At 66.0% G+C, this 15,320-nt stretch carries 13 protein-coding genes; 11 read left to right on the forward strand and 2 right to left on the reverse strand.

Features of this window, described 5'->3' with window-relative positions; all coding sequences use genetic code 11:
* Nucleotides 1-73 precede the first annotated feature (73 nt).
* Nucleotides 74-346 carry a hypothetical protein gene (locus tag BMY71_RS24505; protein ID WP_011502893.1) on the forward strand — a complete coding sequence of 91 codons (273 nt, stop codon included), beginning with the start codon at nt 74-76 and terminating at the stop codon, nt 344-346.
* Nucleotides 347-459: 113 nt separating this feature from the next.
* Here the strand turns inward: BMY71_RS24505 and parE are convergent, their stop codons facing one another.
* Nucleotides 460-2,514, reverse strand: coding sequence for a DNA topoisomerase IV subunit B (parE, locus tag BMY71_RS18715; RefSeq protein ID WP_011502894.1), 2,055 nt, complete (start codon nt 2,512-2,514; stop codon nt 460-462).
* A 463-nt stretch (nt 2,515-2,977) separates the two neighbouring features.
* Here parE and BMY71_RS18720 point away from each other — a divergent pair, with 463 nt between their 5' ends.
* The 7 genes from BMY71_RS18720 (at nt 2,978) to BMY71_RS18750 (ending at nt 10,022) form a co-directional block, all read left to right on the forward strand.
* Nucleotides 2,978-3,508 carry a DedA family protein gene (locus BMY71_RS18720; protein ID WP_092685726.1) on the forward strand — a complete coding sequence of 177 codons (531 nt, stop codon included), beginning with the start codon at nt 2,978-2,980 and terminating at the stop codon, nt 3,506-3,508.
* 133 nt (nt 3,509-3,641) lie between these two features.
* Entirely contained in the window at nt 3,642-4,634 is a 993-nt protein-coding gene (locus tag BMY71_RS18725; RefSeq protein WP_092685727.1) for an MBL fold metallo-hydrolase, read from the forward strand.
* 331 nt (nt 4,635-4,965) lie between these two features.
* Nucleotides 4,966-5,634: an FMN-binding negative transcriptional regulator gene (locus BMY71_RS18730; protein WP_092685728.1), complete on the forward strand. Its 669-nt coding sequence runs from the start codon at nt 4,966-4,968 to the stop codon at nt 5,632-5,634.
* An 11-nt stretch (nt 5,635-5,645) separates the two neighbouring features.
* Nucleotides 5,646-6,641 (forward strand): N-acetyl-gamma-glutamyl-phosphate reductase, encoded by a 996-nt coding sequence (gene argC / locus BMY71_RS18735; protein WP_092685729.1) that lies wholly within the window; start codon nt 5,646-5,648, stop codon nt 6,639-6,641.
* Between the two features lie 109 nt (nt 6,642-6,750).
* On the forward strand, nt 6,751-7,353 hold the full coding sequence (locus BMY71_RS18740) for a class I SAM-dependent methyltransferase (protein WP_092685730.1): 603 nt from the start codon (nt 6,751-6,753) through the stop codon (nt 7,351-7,353).
* Nucleotides 7,354-7,613: 260 nt separating this feature from the next.
* On the forward strand, nt 7,614-9,431 hold the full coding sequence (locus BMY71_RS18745) for a B12-binding domain-containing radical SAM protein (RefSeq protein WP_092685731.1): 1,818 nt from the start codon (nt 7,614-7,616) through the stop codon (nt 9,429-9,431).
* 228 nt (nt 9,432-9,659) lie between these two features.
* Nucleotides 9,660-10,022 (forward strand): hypothetical protein, encoded by a 363-nt coding sequence (locus tag BMY71_RS18750; protein ID WP_092685732.1) that lies wholly within the window; start codon nt 9,660-9,662, stop codon nt 10,020-10,022.
* A gap of 10 nt (nt 10,023-10,032) precedes the next feature.
* Here BMY71_RS18750 and phaC read toward each other — a convergent pair whose 3' ends face one another.
* The gene (phaC, locus tag BMY71_RS18755) at nt 10,033-11,835 is read right to left on the reverse strand and encodes a class I poly(R)-hydroxyalkanoic acid synthase (RefSeq protein ID WP_092685733.1); all 1,803 of its coding nucleotides are present in this window, start codon (nt 11,833-11,835) and stop codon (nt 10,033-10,035) included.
* A 366-nt stretch (nt 11,836-12,201) separates the two neighbouring features.
* On the opposite strand from phaC, the gene BMY71_RS18760 reads away from it, so the two are divergent.
* The 3 genes from BMY71_RS18760 to BMY71_RS18770 all read left to right on the forward strand — a co-directional run bounded on the left by BMY71_RS18760 (nt 12,202) and on the right by BMY71_RS18770 (nt 15,293).
* Nucleotides 12,202-12,492 carry a hypothetical protein gene (locus tag BMY71_RS18760; RefSeq protein WP_041805307.1) on the forward strand — a complete coding sequence of 97 codons (291 nt, stop codon included), beginning with the start codon at nt 12,202-12,204 and terminating at the stop codon, nt 12,490-12,492.
* Nucleotides 12,493-12,677: 185 nt separating this feature from the next.
* Nucleotides 12,678-13,898 carry an LL-diaminopimelate aminotransferase gene (locus tag BMY71_RS18765; protein ID WP_011502904.1) on the forward strand — a complete coding sequence of 407 codons (1,221 nt, stop codon included), beginning with the start codon at nt 12,678-12,680 and terminating at the stop codon, nt 13,896-13,898.
* A 75-nt stretch (nt 13,899-13,973) separates the two neighbouring features.
* A complete protein-coding gene (locus tag BMY71_RS18770) occupies nt 13,974-15,293 on the forward strand; it encodes a homoserine dehydrogenase (protein ID WP_011502905.1) in 1,320 nt (439 codons plus the stop codon).
* The last annotated feature ends 27 nt before the right edge of the window (nt 15,294-15,320 follow it).

The raw sequence follows: 15,320 nt of genomic DNA on the forward strand, positions 1-15,320 counted from the left end.
GGGCCCCCGCTGGCGGCGGGGGCCTCACCGACGGCAGCTGCACGCCGCCGCCCGGTGGCGGCTGTCGTCTGGCGTGGGAAATCTCGACCTTAACTATAAGGGGAAGTTCGTGGTCTATTTTGGCCGGGAACGCCGCGGTCGGCTGTTCGACTTTTTCGAGGGGCGGGGCCGTGGTCCGAAGTATCGCTTCGTTTTCGCGGATATTCCCGGCGAGGTCACAACGGAAAAACTTGCCGGTTCTGCTCTCGACGCGCCCTTGCTCCAAGTATTCAAGCGGCGCGTCAATGGCGACGTACCACAGCCGGCCGCCGCGTCGCCAACCGTGGTTGCACTAAATCCGCGCTGAATTCCGATCTTGCACCAACGAGTGGTTGAAGGGACCAATCTGCCAGGTGCAATGACAGACGAAATGCCGCTGTTCGTGTGTGTGGGGGCAACGCAGGCTGCTCAACAGCTTCCTCACACGTCCAGCAGATCCTCGCTCGCGAACTCGGCCTTGTCGCTGATGAAGGCGAACCTTGCTTCGGCTTTGGTGCCCATCAGGCGCTCGACGGAATCCGCGGTGCCTTCGCGGTCGTCGGGCAGCAGGACCACGCGGAGCAGCGTGCGCTTCGCCGGGTCCATGGTGGTTTCCTTGAGCTGCGCCGGCATCATTTCGCCGAGGCCCTTGAAGCGGCCGACATCGACCTTGGCGTTGGCGTTGAATTCCTTCTTCAGCAGCTCCGCCTTGTGGGCGTCGTCGCGGGCGTAGACGGTCTTGGCGCCGTGGGTCAGCCGATACAGCGGCGGCACCGCGAGATAGAGGTGGCCCTCGTCGATCAGCTTCGGCATCTGCCGGTAGAAGAACGTGATCAGCAATGAGGCGATATGCGCGCCGTCGACGTCGGCGTCGGTCATGATGATGATGCGCGCGTAGCGCAAATCTTCCTCGCGGTAGTTCACGCCGGTGCCGCAGCCGATCGCCTGCATCAGGTCGGAGAGCTGGGCGTTCGCCACCACCTTGTCCTTGGTCGCCGAGGCGACGTTGAGGATTTTTCCGCGCAGGGGCAGCACCGCTTGCGTCTTGCGGTCGCGCGCCTGCTTGGCGCTGCCGCCGGCCGAGTCGCCCTCGACGATGAACAGTTCGGAGCCTTCGGCGGCGGTATTGGTGCAGTCGGCGAGCTTGCCCGGCAGACGCAGCTTCTTGACCGCGGTCTTTCGCGAGATTTCCTTTTCCTGGCGGCGGCGCAGCCGCTCCTCGGCGCGTTCGACGACGAAGTCGAGCAGCTTGTTGGCCTGCACCGGATTGCCGGACAGCCAATGGTCGAACGGGTCCTTGATCGCCTGTTCGACGATGCGCTGGGCTTCGGCGGTGGCGAGGCGGTCCTTGGTCTGGCCCTGGAATTCCGGCTCGCGCACGAACACCGAGAGCATCACCGCGGCGCCGACCATGACGTCTTCGGAGGTGATCGACGAGGCGCGCTTGCCCTGGCCGACACGCTCGGCGTGGTCCTTCAGGCCGCGGAGCAGGGCGCTGCGCATCCCGGATTCGTGGGTGCCGCCATCGGGCGTCGGCACGGTGTTGCAATAGGACGACAGGAAGCCGTCGGCGTCCGCGGTCCAGGCGACGGCCCATTCGCACGCGCCATGGGCGCCGTTGCGGCCGGACTTGCCGGAGAAGATGTCGGGATGCACCAGCGTGTCGGCGTGGATCGCCGCGCCGAGATAGTCCTTGAGGCCGCCGGGGAAGTGGAACGTGTCCTCGGCGGGGACGTCCTCGAGGCCCTTCAGCAATTCGGGATCGCACTTCCAGCGGATCTCGACGCCGCCGAACAGATAGGCCTTCGAGCGCGCCATCTTGAACAGACGCTGCGGCTTGAACGCCGCCTTGGCGCCGAAAATGTCGGCGTCGGGCTTGAAGCGGACGCGGGTACCGCGGCGGTTGTTGATCTTGCCGAGGCTCTCGAGCTTGCCCTGCGGGATGCCGCGCGCGAACACCATGCGGTAGAGCTGCTGGCCGCGCGCGACCTCCACTTCAAGCAGCGACGACAACGCATTGACGACGCTGACGCCGACGCCGTGCAGACCGCCCGAGGTCTCGTACACCTTGCTGTCGAATTTGCCGCCGGCATGCAGCGTGCACATGATCACTTCGAGCGCGGATTTTTTCGGAAATTTCGGATGCGGATCAACGGGAATGCCGCGGCCGTTGTCAGAGACAGTGAGGAAGCCGTCGGTTGTCAGCTCGACCTCGATGAAGGTGGCGTGGCCGGCCAGCGCCTCGTCCATCGAGTTGTCGATCACTTCGGCGAACAGGTGGTGCAGCGCCTTTTCGTCGGTGCCGCCGATATACATGCCGGGGCGGCGGCGAACCGGCTCCAGCCCTTCCAGCACCTCGATGTCGGCGGCGGTGTAGCCGGCCTCGGCACCGCCGGTCGGCTTGGCGGCCGGGCGCGGCGCGGCGGATTTCGGCGCGGCCCCGAACAGGTCACCCGCGGATTTCGATTTGCTGCTCGGCTTCAATGCCTTGGCCATGAGTCCTGGATTAGGTCCTGAGGTCTAACTGGGTGGCGCCAGGGTGGCGCGCTGTGCGAATCGGTGTGCCTGACTATGCCATGGAAGGCTGCGGATGTGACGCCGGCTGCGGCTCCTGGCGGCGGCGGCCCGGCGCGCCGCCCCCCGGGCGCTGCGCGAGGTCACCGCCGGAACGGGCATATAAGGCGGAGCCGGTGGGATGGAAAGGGCGACGCCGAGCTGCCAGTCCGACATCGGGCCGTGGCGCGCGGTCGCGGTTGTGTGACGTGCAACTTGCCGGCGAGCGGCGCAGAATCCGTCCGGTTCTCACGCAGGCCGCCGCATTCAGGCCATTTCGATCTGCTCTTCCGGCCGGCCCGGGCAATCCGTCACGGTGCATAGCGCTTGTCGACCAGGCGGGGGGCCGTGCTATGCGACAGCGGTGTGAACCGCCGGCGGGCGCGCCGGCAGGTCTGAAGGGACAATGGAAGAATCTTTTCGCGGCATTATCGATTTCGTGCGCGAGCACCAGGCCTGGGCCGCGCCGGTGGTGATGGCGCTGGCGTTCGGGGAATCGCTCGCTTTCATTTCGCTGGTGGTTCCAGCCTGGGGCGCGCTGGTCGCGATCGGCGCGCTGATTGGCGTCTCCGGCATCAGTTTCTGGCCGGTGTGGCTCGCCGGTGCGGCCGGCGCGGCGCTGGGCGACTGGCTGTCGTACTGGTTCGGCTATCGCTACAAGGACAACGTCGCCCAGATCTGGCCGCTGTCGAAGTTTCCCGGGCTGCTGCTGCGCGGCGAGGCCTTCGTGCAGAAATGGGGCGTGCCGAGCATCTTCATCGGCCGCTTCTTCGGGCCGCTGCGCGCCTCGGTGCCGCTGGCCGCCGGCATTTTCGAGATGCCGTTCTGGAGCTTCCAGATCGCCAATGTGCTGTCGGCGCTGGTGTGGTCGGCGGTGCTGCTGCTGTTCGGCGACGGGCTGTCGATCGCGGCGAACTGGATACTCCGATCGATTTGACACCAGCGGCTGCGGAATATGGCGCGGCCCCCGGTGTTGGCGTCAATTGGGCGTGCGATGCGCCCGATCGCGCGATCAAACCGTTGTTAGAACTCGCCCCCCGCCTCAAAAACCAACCCATCGAGGATACGCCATGGACCTGACCCGACGTCACGCCCTGACCGCTGCCGCTGGCGCGCTCGCCGCCGCACCGCTGCTGCGAAGCGCCCCCGCGGAGGCTGCCGCGCCGGTCGCCGACAAGCAGGCTCCCAGCTTCTATCGCTACAAGGTCGGCGACGCCCAGGTGAACGCGATCGCCGACGGCGCCAACACCTTTCCGCTGACCGACGGCTTCGTCGTCAACGTCAAGAAGGACGAGATCAACGCCGCGCTCGAGCAGGCCTTCATGCCGAAGGACAAGATGACCATCAACTTCACCCCGCTGGTGATCAACACCGGGGGCAGGCTGGTGGTGGTCGACACCGGCAACGGCGAGGCCGCCTTCGCCTCCAGCAAGGGCAATGTCGGTCAGTTCGCCGCCAACATGGCCGCGGCCGGCTTCGACCCCAAGGCGGTCGACATCGTGGTGATCTCGCACTTCCACGGCGACCACATCAACGGCCTGCTCACCGCCGACAACCAGCCGATGTTCCCGAATGCCGAGGTGCTGGTGCCGGCCGCGGAGTGGAAATACTTCATGGACGAGGGCGAGATGAGCCGCGCGTCCGGCGAGCGGCTGCAAAGCGTGTTCAAGAATGCCCGCCGGGTGTTCGAGGCCGGGCTGAAGAAGAAGGTGACGCCCTATGAGTGGGGCAAGGACGTCGCGCCGGGCCTGCTGGCGGTGGAGGCAGCCGGCCACACGCCGGGCCACACCTCGTTCGTGCTGTCGTCCGGCTCCGACAAGGTGTTCATCCAGTCCGACATCACCAACCATCCGGCGCTGTTCGTCGCCAATCCCGGCTGGCACCTGATGTTCGACCAGGACCCGGCGCAGGCCGAAGCCACCCGCCGCAAGGTCTATGACATGCTGGTCGCCGAAAGGATGCGGGTGCAGGGCTTCCACTATCCGTTCCCGGCCAACGGCTATGTGCAGAAGGACGGCAACGGCTATCGGCTGGTGCCGGCGCCGTGGAGTCCGGTGATCTGAGACGTCTCGGGTCGAGCGAACGAGCAGGGCGGCGTGCGCAGCGCCGCCTTGGAGCCTGAGCGCAGTCCTGGCGCTTCGGTTCTGATTGAATCAGAACCGAAGCTCCACGTCACGATCACGTCTTGACGGTATCTCATTCTGCAACTATCAAGTCCCGCATGATCAACGCCGCCGCCAACGCCAAAGCCCGCCGCCGCATTTTCGCGGTAGGAGCGGCTGTTCGCGTCTGACAGCGTTGCCCCTGCCGCCGGTTTCGGTCCGCGGCAGGTTGATGATCCCCCACCCAAGCGAACTGATCCCGGCGGCTCCGTCTTCAACCAGGAGTCAGCCGATGTATGTGCCGCCGCCTTTCAAGCCCGATCGCTCCACCTGCCTCGCTTTCGCGGCGGCGCGCGGTTTCGGCCTGGTCTGCGCCCATGACGGCCGCAAGCCGGCGGCGTCGCCGCTGCCGTTTTCGATCGACTACGCGAGCGACGGCACACCGCTGCTGTCGTTCCACGTCGCGCGCGGCAATCCGCTGGCAGGGCTCGCCGACAGCCGCACGCCATGGCTGATGGCAGTGACCGGTCCGGGCGCCTATGTCTCCGCCGATTGGTATGCGTCGCCGGATCAGGTGCCGACCTGGCTGTATCAGAGCGTGCATCTGACCGGGCCCGCGGCGGTGATGTCGGAGGGCGAACTCGACGGCCATCTTGACGAGGTCAGCGCAGTCTTCGAAAGCTCGCTGGCGCGCGAGCTGCCATGGACGCCGGCGAAGATGACCGCCGGACGGCGCAGTGCGATGAAGAAGGCGATCGTCGGCGTGATGATGCGGGTGGACGTGGTCGAAGGCAGCTTCAAGCTGAACCAGCACAAATCCGACGCCGATCACGTCGCGGTGGCCAATGCGCTGGCGCGGCAGGCCGATCCGGCCGCGCAGGCGATCGCCGCGCAGATGATCGCGCTGCGGCCGCAGTTGGACTACATAGAAGCCGCGGCCGTCCTCGAGCCCGCATCGTGAAGGAATCCGAGATGACCCTGACTGACACCACGACGAACCAAGCGGCTGCGAGCCAACGCGCCAAGCCGGTCGTGTTCATCGACGGCGCCGCCGGCACCACCGGCCTCGGCATTCGCGAGCGGCTCGGCCGCAACGGCGAGGTCGTGGTGAAGGACATCGCCGACGACAAGCGCAAGGACGTGGCGGCCAAGCGCGCGCTGATGGCCGAGGTCGATCTCGTGATCCTGTGCCTGCCGGACGACGCCGCGAAAGAAACCGTGGCGCTGATCGACGTCATGGGCGGCGATGCGCCCAAAGTGCTCGACGCCTCGACCGCGTTCCGGGTGGCGCCCGACTGGACCTACGGCTTTCCGGAGCTGGCGCCCGATCAGGCGGACAAGATCAGCGTCGCGCGAAAAGTCTCCAATCCCGGTTGCTATCCGACCGGCGGAGTCGCGCTGCTGCGGCCGCTGGTCGACGCGGCGCTGCTGCCGGCCGACTATCCGGTGACGATCAACGCCGTCAGCGGCTATTCCGGCGGCGGCAAGGCGATGATCGCGGCCTATGAGGCCGGCACCGCGCCTGCGTTCGAACTCTACGGCCTCGGCTTTGCGCACAAGCATCTGCCGGAGACCCAGCTCTACGCACGGCTGACGCGGCGGCCGATCTTCGTGCCCTCGGTCGGCAATTTCCGGCAGGGAATGCTGGTGTCGGTGCCGCTACATCTCGACACGCTGCCGGGCAGACCGGCGGTCGCCGATCTGCAGGCGGCGCTGGAGCAGCGCTACGCCGGCAGCGCCTATGTGTCGGTGCTGCCGCAGGGCAGCGCGCCGATCACCGACGGCCGGATCGAGCCGGAGGCGTTGAACGAGACCAACAAGCTCGAACTCTGCGTGTTCGGCAGCGATGCGCATCGCCAGGCGGTGCTGGTGGCGCGGCTCGACAATCTCGGCAAGGGCGCGTCGGGCGCCGCGGTGCAGAACATGCGACTGATGCTGGGCTTGCCGGACGCGCCGGGCCTCGAATAGAGCGTTCGGACGGTTCTCGCTTCGCGCCAGAGCACTGCTGCAGCCAACCCCCTTGAAGCGGTTGTCCGGTCCGCCGACCGGGGACCCGCGCGATCTGGATTGTGACCCCATGACCGACGCCTTCGACGCTGCGACGCTGCGGTTCTACCGCGGCAATGCCGACGCCTATGCCGAGCGCAAACCGCCGCTCGACGGTCCGCTGACCCGGTTCCTCGCCGAGCTGCCGCGCGGCGCGGCGATTCTCGAACTCGGCTGCGGCGCCGGCTATCAGGCCGAGGCGATGCTCGCCGCCGGTTTCGACGTGCATCCGACCGACGGTTCGGCGGAAATGGCGGCGACCGCTTCGCGGAGGCTCGGCCGCCCGGTCGCCACCCTGCTGTTCCACCAGCTCGACGCGGTCGAAGCCTATGATGGGGTGTGGGCCTATGCCTGCTTGCTGCATGTGCCGCGTGACGAACTCGCCGGCGTGCTGGCGCGGATCCGGCGCGCGCTGAAGCCGGGCGGGCTGTTCTATGCGAGCTTCAAATCCGGCGAAGACGAGGGCCGCGACCGGCTGGCGCGCTACTACAACTATCCGTCGGAACCCTGGCTGCGGCAATGCTACGCCGAGGCCGGTCCGTGGGCGTCGATCGCCGTCGATACCTCCTCGGGCAAGGGCTTCGACCAGGAGCAGGCGCATTTCCTGCACGTCACGGCGCGCAAGCCGGAGTGACGGGCCGCCGGTATTTTGCCCCTGCGGTACGGAAATAGTCCTGTGATATGACAGTCAGCCTGTCTCAATTGTCTGCTGATCGTCCAGATAGCGCACTCTTAGGTAGCATTCCGCCAGCCTGCGATTAGTTTGCAGAGATCGTCCACTTAGTTCGGGGGCGATCAGCTTGCAATTCGCCCGACGCCTGAGCCAAGCTGCGCCGATGCGAGCGGGGCCGGGGAGCCTCGTGTCGCGATCCGTCGCAGTTCGAGGGCAAGGCCATGATCAGTTCACAGCAGGCGACGCCGGCGCGTAGCGAGCCGCGTGCCGCAAAGCGTTTCCAGATCGCGCTGATCAAGCCGTCGCATTACGACGATGACGGCTACGTCATCCAGTGGTTCCGCTCGTTCATTCCGTCGAATTCGCTGGCGGTAGTGTACAGCCTGGTCGAAGACTCCCGTCAGCGCAAAGCGCTCGGCGACGGGATCGAGATCGACATCACCGCGGCCGACGAGATCAACACCCGAACGCGCATTCCCAAGATCATCGAGCGCTTCCGCGCCCACGACTTCTTCGGGCTGGTGTTCATTGTCGGCGTGCAGTCGAACCAGTTTCCGCGCGCGCTCGACATCGCCCGGCCGCTGCGCGCCGCTGGCGTGCCGGTGGCGATCGGTGGCTTCCACGTCTCGGGCTGCATCGCGATGCTGCCGGGCATCCAGCCGGACCTGCAGCAGGCGCTCGACCTCGGCGTCACGCTGTTTGCCGGCGAACTCGAAGGTCGCTGCGACGACCTGCTGCGCGACGCCGCCAGCGGCGCGCTGAAGCCGATGTACAACTATCTGAACGAACTGCCGGCGCTCGAAGGCGCGCCGACGCCGATCCTGCCGCGGCATTATCTGAAGGGCACCTTCAGCCTGCAGACCTCGTTCGACGCCGGCCGCGGCTGTCCGTATCAGTGCTCGTTCTGCACCATCATCAACGTCCAGGGCCGCAAGTCGCGCGGCCGCAGCGCCGACGACATCGAGCGGCTGGTGCGCGCCAACATGGCGCAGGGCGTCAACTGGTTCTTCATGACCGACGACAATTTCGCCCGCAACAAGGACTGGGAGGTGATCCTCGACCGCCTGGCCGCGCTGCGCCGCGAATTCGCCGCCGCCGGCCAGAAGGACATCAAGCTGGTGATCCAGGTCGACACGCTGTGTCACAAGATCGACGGCTTCATCGAGAAGGCGCGGGCAGCCGGGGTGGTGCGCACCTTCCTCGGACTCGAAAGCATCAACCCGCAGAACCTCGCCGCCGCCAACAAGCGGCAGAACAAGATCACCGAATATCGGCAGATGCTGCAGGCCTGGAAGCGGGCCGGGGTGATTACTTACGCCGGCTACATTCTCGGCTTCCCGCACGACACGCCGGAGAGCATCGCCGAGGACATCGCGATCATCCAGAAGGAGCTGCCGCTCGACATTCTGGAGTTCTTCTGCCTGACGCCGCTGCCGGGCTCGGAAGACCATCAGCGGCTGTTCCGGGAGGGCGTCGCGATGGATTCCGATCTCAACCGCTTCGACATCGAGCACGCCGTCACCGCCCATCCGAAGATGACCCGCGCGCAATGGCAGGACGCTTACTTCAACGCCTGGGACCTGTACTACTCGGCCGAGCACATCGAGCGGCTGCTCCGCCGCGCCGGCGCCACCAATTCGGGCGTCTCGCGGCTGGCGGCGATGATCTATCTGTTCTCCTCGATGGTGAAGATCGAGAAGGTGCATCCGCTGCAGGGCGGCATCGTCCGGCTGAAATATCGCGCCGACCGCCGCCCGACGCTGCAGTTGGAATCGCCGTTGCTGTTCTATCCGCGGCTGGTGGCCGAGAACGCGCGCAAGCTGGCGCAGAACGTCCGGCACTGGTTCTGGATCGACGGCCTACGCCGAAAGGTCCGCGACGATCCGAACCGGTTGAGCTACACCGACACCGCGATCACGCCGGTCGACGCCCATGACGTGGAAGAACTGGAGCTGTTCACCCACAGCCAGGCGGCGCAGGACGCGGTCGAACACATCCGCAAGATCAAGCAGCTCACCACGGTGAAGTCGGTGGCGTAGCCCGCCGATGGCGGTGGGCTGGGCATCGATGATGTTTCCGAAACTCCGTCGGCTGGCGTGCCTCGCGAGCCGCAGATGCTTGCCGCGTGCGCGATACGCGGCTCCTCGGATGCGGGCAGGTGATCCCCTACCATGATGCCGTCGCGACTGCGTCTCATGTGGCTCTTACCACCTGCGCTGCGCCGTGCTTAGATCGCCGCCGAAAGCAGATGTTTGTTCGGAGGTGGAATGACGGCGACCCCTGTGCTGGTGATCCTGAGCGCCGCGACGGCGCTCGGCCTGTATCTCGGTCTGTTGTATCTGCGCGGCGAGCGCAGACAGGGGCTGGTTGCGCTGCATCTGCTGCTCGGCTTCGGCGGGCTGGAGACGCTGGTGATGCTGCTGCACGGCACGCCGGACGGCGCGGCGGCGTCGGGAAACATCTCGTTCGGCAAGATCGCTGCCGGTCTGTTCGCCGTGTCGGCGTTCTCCGGCTTCATCGCGGCGCTGGCGCGGAAATCGCCGGTGGCCGCCAACGTCCTGCTCGGCACCCACGTCACCGTCGGGCTCGCCGGCTTCGCGCTGGTGCTGGCGTGGATTTCCGGGACCTGAGCCGGACGGCTCAGGAGCGGACCCGGACGTAGCTCCCAGGCGCGTCCTCGATCGGCGGATAGGCGTCGTTGCCGATGGCGCGGGCAGGGACCTGCTCGGGGTCGAATTGCTCGACCCATTGCCGCCAATCCGGCCACCACGAGCCCTTGTGCTCCTGCGCGCCCTTCAGCCATTCGGCGACCGAACCGACCTGGATGTTGTCGTTGGTCCAGTACTGATATTTGTTCGCCGCCGGCGGATTGATCACGCCGGCGATATGGCCGGAGCCTGACAACACATATTTCACCGGGCCACCGAAGAACTGCGAGCCGTACAGCACGGATTCCGCCGGTGCGATATGGTCCTCGCGGGTGGCGAGGTTGTAGATCGGCACTTTCACCTTGGCGAGATCGAGCGCGGTTCCGTCGAGCACCATGGTGCCCGCCGACAGCTTGTTGTCGAGATAGCAGTTGCGCAGATAGTAAGAGTGGTTGGCCGCGGGCATCCGCGTCGCGTCGGAATTCCAGTGCAGCAGGTCGAACGCCGACGGCGGCTTGCCCTTGAGATAGTTGCTGACGACGTAGGACCAGATCAGATCGTTCGACCGCAGCATGTTGAAGGCCATCGCCATCCGCGCGCCTTCGAGCACGCCGGTGGCGCGCATGTCGCGCTCCAGCGCCGAGATCTGGCCCTCGTCGACGAACACCATCAGGTCGCCGGCATGGGTGAAATCGACCTGGGTGGTCAGGAAGGTCGCCGAGGTGACGCGCTGGCGGCGGCGATCGGCCAGCCACGCCAGCGTCGAGGCGAGCAGGGTGCCGCCGACGCAATAGCCGATGGTGTGCACCTTCATCTCGCCGGTGATCTTCTCGATCACGTCCATCGCGGTCAGTGGCCCGAGCTTCATGTAGTCGGCGAAGCTCTTGTCGGCGAGGCTGCGGTCGGGATTGACCCAGGAGATCACGAACACCGAAACGCCCTGGTCGACGCAGTATTTGATGAAGGATTTTTCCGGCTTGAGATCGAGGATGTAGAACTTGTTGATCCACGGCGGAACGATCAGCAGCGGCGTGCGCAGCACCGTCTCGGTCGCAGGCTGATACTGGATCAGCTGCATGATCTCGTTCTGGAAGATCACCTTGCCGGGCGTCGTCGCCATGTTGACGCCGACCTCGAGATTGGACGGGTCCGACTGGCGGATCTTGAGATGGCCGCGGCCGGCCTGGATGTCCTCGGCCAGCATCTTCATGCCGCGCACCAGATTGTCGCCGCTGCTCTCCAGCGTGCTCCGCGTCAGCTCCGGGCTGGTCGGTACGAAGTTGGAGGGCGCCAGCGCGTTGGTGATCTGCTGGACGTAGAACGCCGCCTTCTTCTTGGTGTGCGGGTCGAGGCCATCGGCCTTCTCGACCAGTTCGCTGGCCCATTGCGACGTCAGCAGATAGGCCTGCATGACGAAGTCATAGAACTGGTTGGAGCGCCATTCCGGATCGGCGAAGCGCTTGTCCCGTGGCGGCGGCTCGATCGTCGGCTCGACCTGGTCGCCGGACAGTCGGCGCGAGGCGCTGCCCCACAGGTCGAGATACGACTTGCCGAGACGGTTTTGCAGCTCGGCGGCCCGGGCCTGATCCGACATCCAATAGTCGGCGACGCTGGTGAGCGTCTTCACGATTTCGGTGAGTTCGGTCGGCTGATTGTTGCCGTCCATCGTTTCGCGCGGCTTCAGCATGGTCGCCAGCGCTTGGCCGCCGGCCTCCATCGCCTGCGCCAGATTACGCGCGAAAGCCTCTGGATCGAACTTTTTCGCAGACGCTGTTTCTGGTAGCATGTCGGTCATCGGCGGACGTTTTACCCTGTTCGAATATCTTATACGATTTTGTCGTTGTCGGGCTGATGATGACATAGTTCGGTAAATGTCGCTGAACTCGATGTGCTGCACTGCGATAGATCGCGCTTGATTTAGCCACATTGCCACCCCACTGACTCGCCGTGGGCGGTGCGGATCGAACAAAAGAGGCAAGGTTTTGCGGTCGTTCGGGTTCGAGGGTGCGACGATTTGGTGCGCCGGCGCGCCCGGCCGCGGTTGTAAATGCGGTCGCGACTGCGGTCGCAAGTGAAGGATGACAGTTTGCGGGTGATGCGGAAGGCGGGGCGGATGCCCGGACGGAACAGCAGCCGAGATCGACGACGCCCGCGCGGGGTCGTGATCGCGTTGCTCGCCGGGCTTGTGGCCGGACCGGGGCTCGGCGGCTGCTCGATCTCGCTCTCCGACATGCCGCTGATGGGCAGCAGCGAAAAGGTCGAGAAGCCGAAGGAGACCGAGGCCTTTCCGGCGGTCAACGATCTGCCGGCCAACCGCGGCGAGGCTGTGCTGGCGCCCGCCGAGCGCAACAAGATCGAGCAGGAATTGATCGCGGCCCGCGAACGTCAGGCGAACGCCAATGGCTCCGCCGCGGCCAAGCCAGGCGCGACCCCGTCGTCAGCCGCGAAATAGCCGCGCGGCTCGCCGTCGCTGCAACCGGTGGCGGGCCACCTCTCGCCGCTGCGGCCCTTCGGAATGCGCGTTCTATCGAAATCCGCCGTAAATTCGTGCGATAGGAAGCGCTTCTAAACGCGAATCGGATTCCCCTCCGATCAAGAACGCGGTAACGATCCAGTCGTTACCCGGAGTCGAGGACCATGGAAGAATTTTACCGCATCCGCCGTTTGCCGCCTTACGTGTTCGAGCAGGTCAACCGGGCCAAGGCGGCCGCGCGGAACGCCGGCGCCGATATCATCGATCTGGGCATGGGCAATCCCGACCTGCCGGCGCCGCCGCATGTGCTCGAGAAGCTCAAGGACACGCTCGGCAAGCCGCGCACCGACCGCTATTCCGCCTCGCGCGGCATTACCGGGCTGCGCAAGGCGCAGGCGGCCTATTACGACCGCCGCTTCGGGGTCAAGCTGAACCCCGACACCCAGGTGGTGGCCACGCTCGGCTCCAAGGAAGGCTTCGCCAACGTGGCCCAGGCGATCACCTCGCCGGGCGACGTCGTGCTGTGTCCGAATCCGAGTTATCCGATCCATGCTTTCGGCTTCCTGATGGCGGGCGGCGTGATCCGCTCGGTGCCGTCCGAGCCGACCCCGGATTTCTTCGCCGCCGCGGAGCGCGCGATCATCCATTCGATTCCGAAGCCGATCGCCCTGATCGCCTGCTATCCCTCAAATCCGACCGCCTATGTGGCGAGCCTTGATTTCTACAAGGATCTGGTCGCGTTCGCGAAGAAGCACGAGATCTACATCCTGTCCGACCTCGCTTACGCCGAAGTCTATTTCGACGACGCCAACCCGCCGCCCTCGGTGCTGCAGGTTCCGGGCGCGATGGACGTCACCGTCGAGTTCACCTCGATGTCGAAGACGTTCTCGATGGCCGGCTGGCGGATGGGCTTTGCGGTCGGCAATGAGCGGATCATCGCGGCGCTGGCCCGGGTGAAATCCTATCTCGACTACGGCGCCTTCACGCCGGTGCAGGTCGCCGCCACTGCGGCGCTGAACGGCCCCGACGATTGCATCCGCGAGATGCGCGAAACCTACAAGAAGCGCCGCGACGCGCTGGTCGAGAGTTTCGGCCGCGCCGGCTGGGAGATCCCGCCGCCGTCGGCGTCGATGTTCGCCTGGGCGCCGCTGCCCCCGGCGTTCCGCGAACTCGGCAGTATGCAGTTCGCGACCCTGATGGTGGAGAAATCCGGCGTGGTGGTCTCGCCCGGCGTCGCCTTCGGCGAGCATGGCGAGGGCTATGTCCGCATCGCAATGGTGGAAAACGAGCAGCGCATCCGTCAGGCGGCGCGCGGCGTGCGGCGCTTCCTTGAAAGCGGCGTCGAAACATTGCACAACGTGGTTCCTCTCGCCACACGGCGATAGGGCCAGGTTCCCGGAGGCCGCTTTCGCCGGCCTCCGATCTCACATCAGCTTTTGACTCGGCAGGTTCGGCGCCAGATGGACGCGCTCAGAGTGGGTATTGCGGGTCTCGGCACCGTCGGCGCCGAAGTGGTCCGTGTCATCGAACGGCAGGAGCGGACGCTGGCGGCGCGCTGCGGCCGGCCCGTGCGTGTCGTCGCCGTCACTGCGCGATCGAAGGCCAAGAAGCGTGGCCTCGACCTGCGCGGCATCAAATGGGCGAAGAACCCGCTGGCGATCGCCACCGATCCCGAGGTCGACTGTTTCGTCGAGTTGATCGGCGGCGTCGACGAACCGGCGGGGCCGGCGATCGAGGCGGCGCTCGCCGCCGGCAAATCGGTTGTCACCGCCAACAAGGCGCTGATTGCCAAGCACGGCCTCAAGCTCGCGGCGCTCGCGGAGAAGCACGGCGTCGCTTTGAATTATGAAGCCGCGGTCGGCGCTGCGATCCCGGTGATCAAGACGCTGCGCGAAGGCCTCGCCGGCACCGATATCGACCGCATCTACGGCATCCTCAACGGCACCTGCAATTACATCCTGACGCGGATGGAGCAGGAGGGGCTGTCATTCGACGAGTGTCTCAAGGACGCGCAGCGGCTCGGCTATGCCGAGGCCAATCCGGCGTTCGACGTCGATGGCCACGACACCGCACAAAAATTGTCGATTCTCGCCAGCCTCGCCTTCGGCACCAAGGTCGCGCAGAGCGCGGTCTATGTGGAAGGCATCACCTCGATCACGCCGGAGGACCTGCGCGCCGCCGCCGATCTTGGTTATCGCCTCAAGTTGCTCGGCGTCGCGGTGCGCACGCCCCAGGGCATCGAGCAGCGCGTTCATCCGACCATGGTGCCGCGGTCCTCGTCGATCGCCCAGGTGATGGGCGTCACCAATGCTGTGACCATCGACGGCGACGGCATTCCGCCGATCACGCTGGTCGGCGCCGGCGCCGGCGCCGCGGCGACGGCCTCGGCCGTGGTCGCCGACATCGCCGACGTCGCGCGCGGCATCCGCGCCGAGCCGTTCGGCCGGCCGGTGGCGAAGCTCGCCGCGATCAGCAAGGCGCCGATGCAGCGCCACGAGGGCGGCTATTATCTGCGCCTGATGGCGCGCGACCACGCCGGAACCGCGGCGACCATCGCGACGCGGCTCGCCGAGCAGGACATCTCGATCGAATCGATCGTGCAGCGCCAGCCCGACCGCGCTGCCGACGGCAACGGCAAGCCGGTCAAATCCGCGCCGGTGCCGGTGATCCTGATCACCTATGCGACCAGCGAGGACGCGGTGCGCCGCGCGCTGCAGGCGGTGCAGCGCGACAAGGTGATCAGCGGCCGGCCGCAGGTCATCCGGATCGAAAAGAACTAGAACGCGTCAGCGAAAGTGCGCGCGCGC

The organism is Rhodopseudomonas pseudopalustris (assembly GCF_900110435.1).
Taxonomy (GTDB): domain Bacteria; phylum Pseudomonadota; class Alphaproteobacteria; order Rhizobiales; family Xanthobacteraceae; genus Rhodopseudomonas; species Rhodopseudomonas pseudopalustris.

Excerpts from the sequence above, each read along its gene's own strand:
- parE (WP_011502894.1), bottom strand. The coding sequence starts at position 2,514 with ATGGCCAAGGCATTGAAGCCGAGCAGCAAATCGAAATCCGCGGGTGAC.
- BMY71_RS18720 (WP_092685726.1), top strand. The coding sequence starts at position 2,978 with ATGGAAGAATCTTTTCGCGGCATTATCGATTTCGTGCGCGAGCACCAG.
- BMY71_RS18725 (WP_092685727.1), top strand. The coding sequence starts at position 3,642 with ATGGACCTGACCCGACGTCACGCCCTGACCGCTGCCGCTGGCGCGCTC.
- BMY71_RS18730 (WP_092685728.1), top strand. The coding sequence starts at position 4,966 with ATGTATGTGCCGCCGCCTTTCAAGCCCGATCGCTCCACCTGCCTCGCT.
- argC (WP_092685729.1), top strand. The coding sequence starts at position 5,646 with ATGACCCTGACTGACACCACGACGAACCAAGCGGCTGCGAGCCAACGC.
- BMY71_RS18740 (WP_092685730.1), top strand. The coding sequence starts at position 6,751 with ATGACCGACGCCTTCGACGCTGCGACGCTGCGGTTCTACCGCGGCAAT.
- BMY71_RS18745 (WP_092685731.1), top strand. The coding sequence starts at position 7,614 with ATGATCAGTTCACAGCAGGCGACGCCGGCGCGTAGCGAGCCGCGTGCC.
- BMY71_RS18750 (WP_092685732.1), top strand. The coding sequence starts at position 9,660 with ATGACGGCGACCCCTGTGCTGGTGATCCTGAGCGCCGCGACGGCGCTC.
- phaC (WP_092685733.1), bottom strand. The coding sequence starts at position 11,835 with ATGACCGACATGCTACCAGAAACAGCGTCTGCGAAAAAGTTCGATCCA.
- BMY71_RS18765 (WP_011502904.1), top strand. The coding sequence starts at position 12,678 with ATGGAAGAATTTTACCGCATCCGCCGTTTGCCGCCTTACGTGTTCGAG.
- BMY71_RS18770 (WP_011502905.1), top strand. The coding sequence starts at position 13,974 with ATGGACGCGCTCAGAGTGGGTATTGCGGGTCTCGGCACCGTCGGCGCC.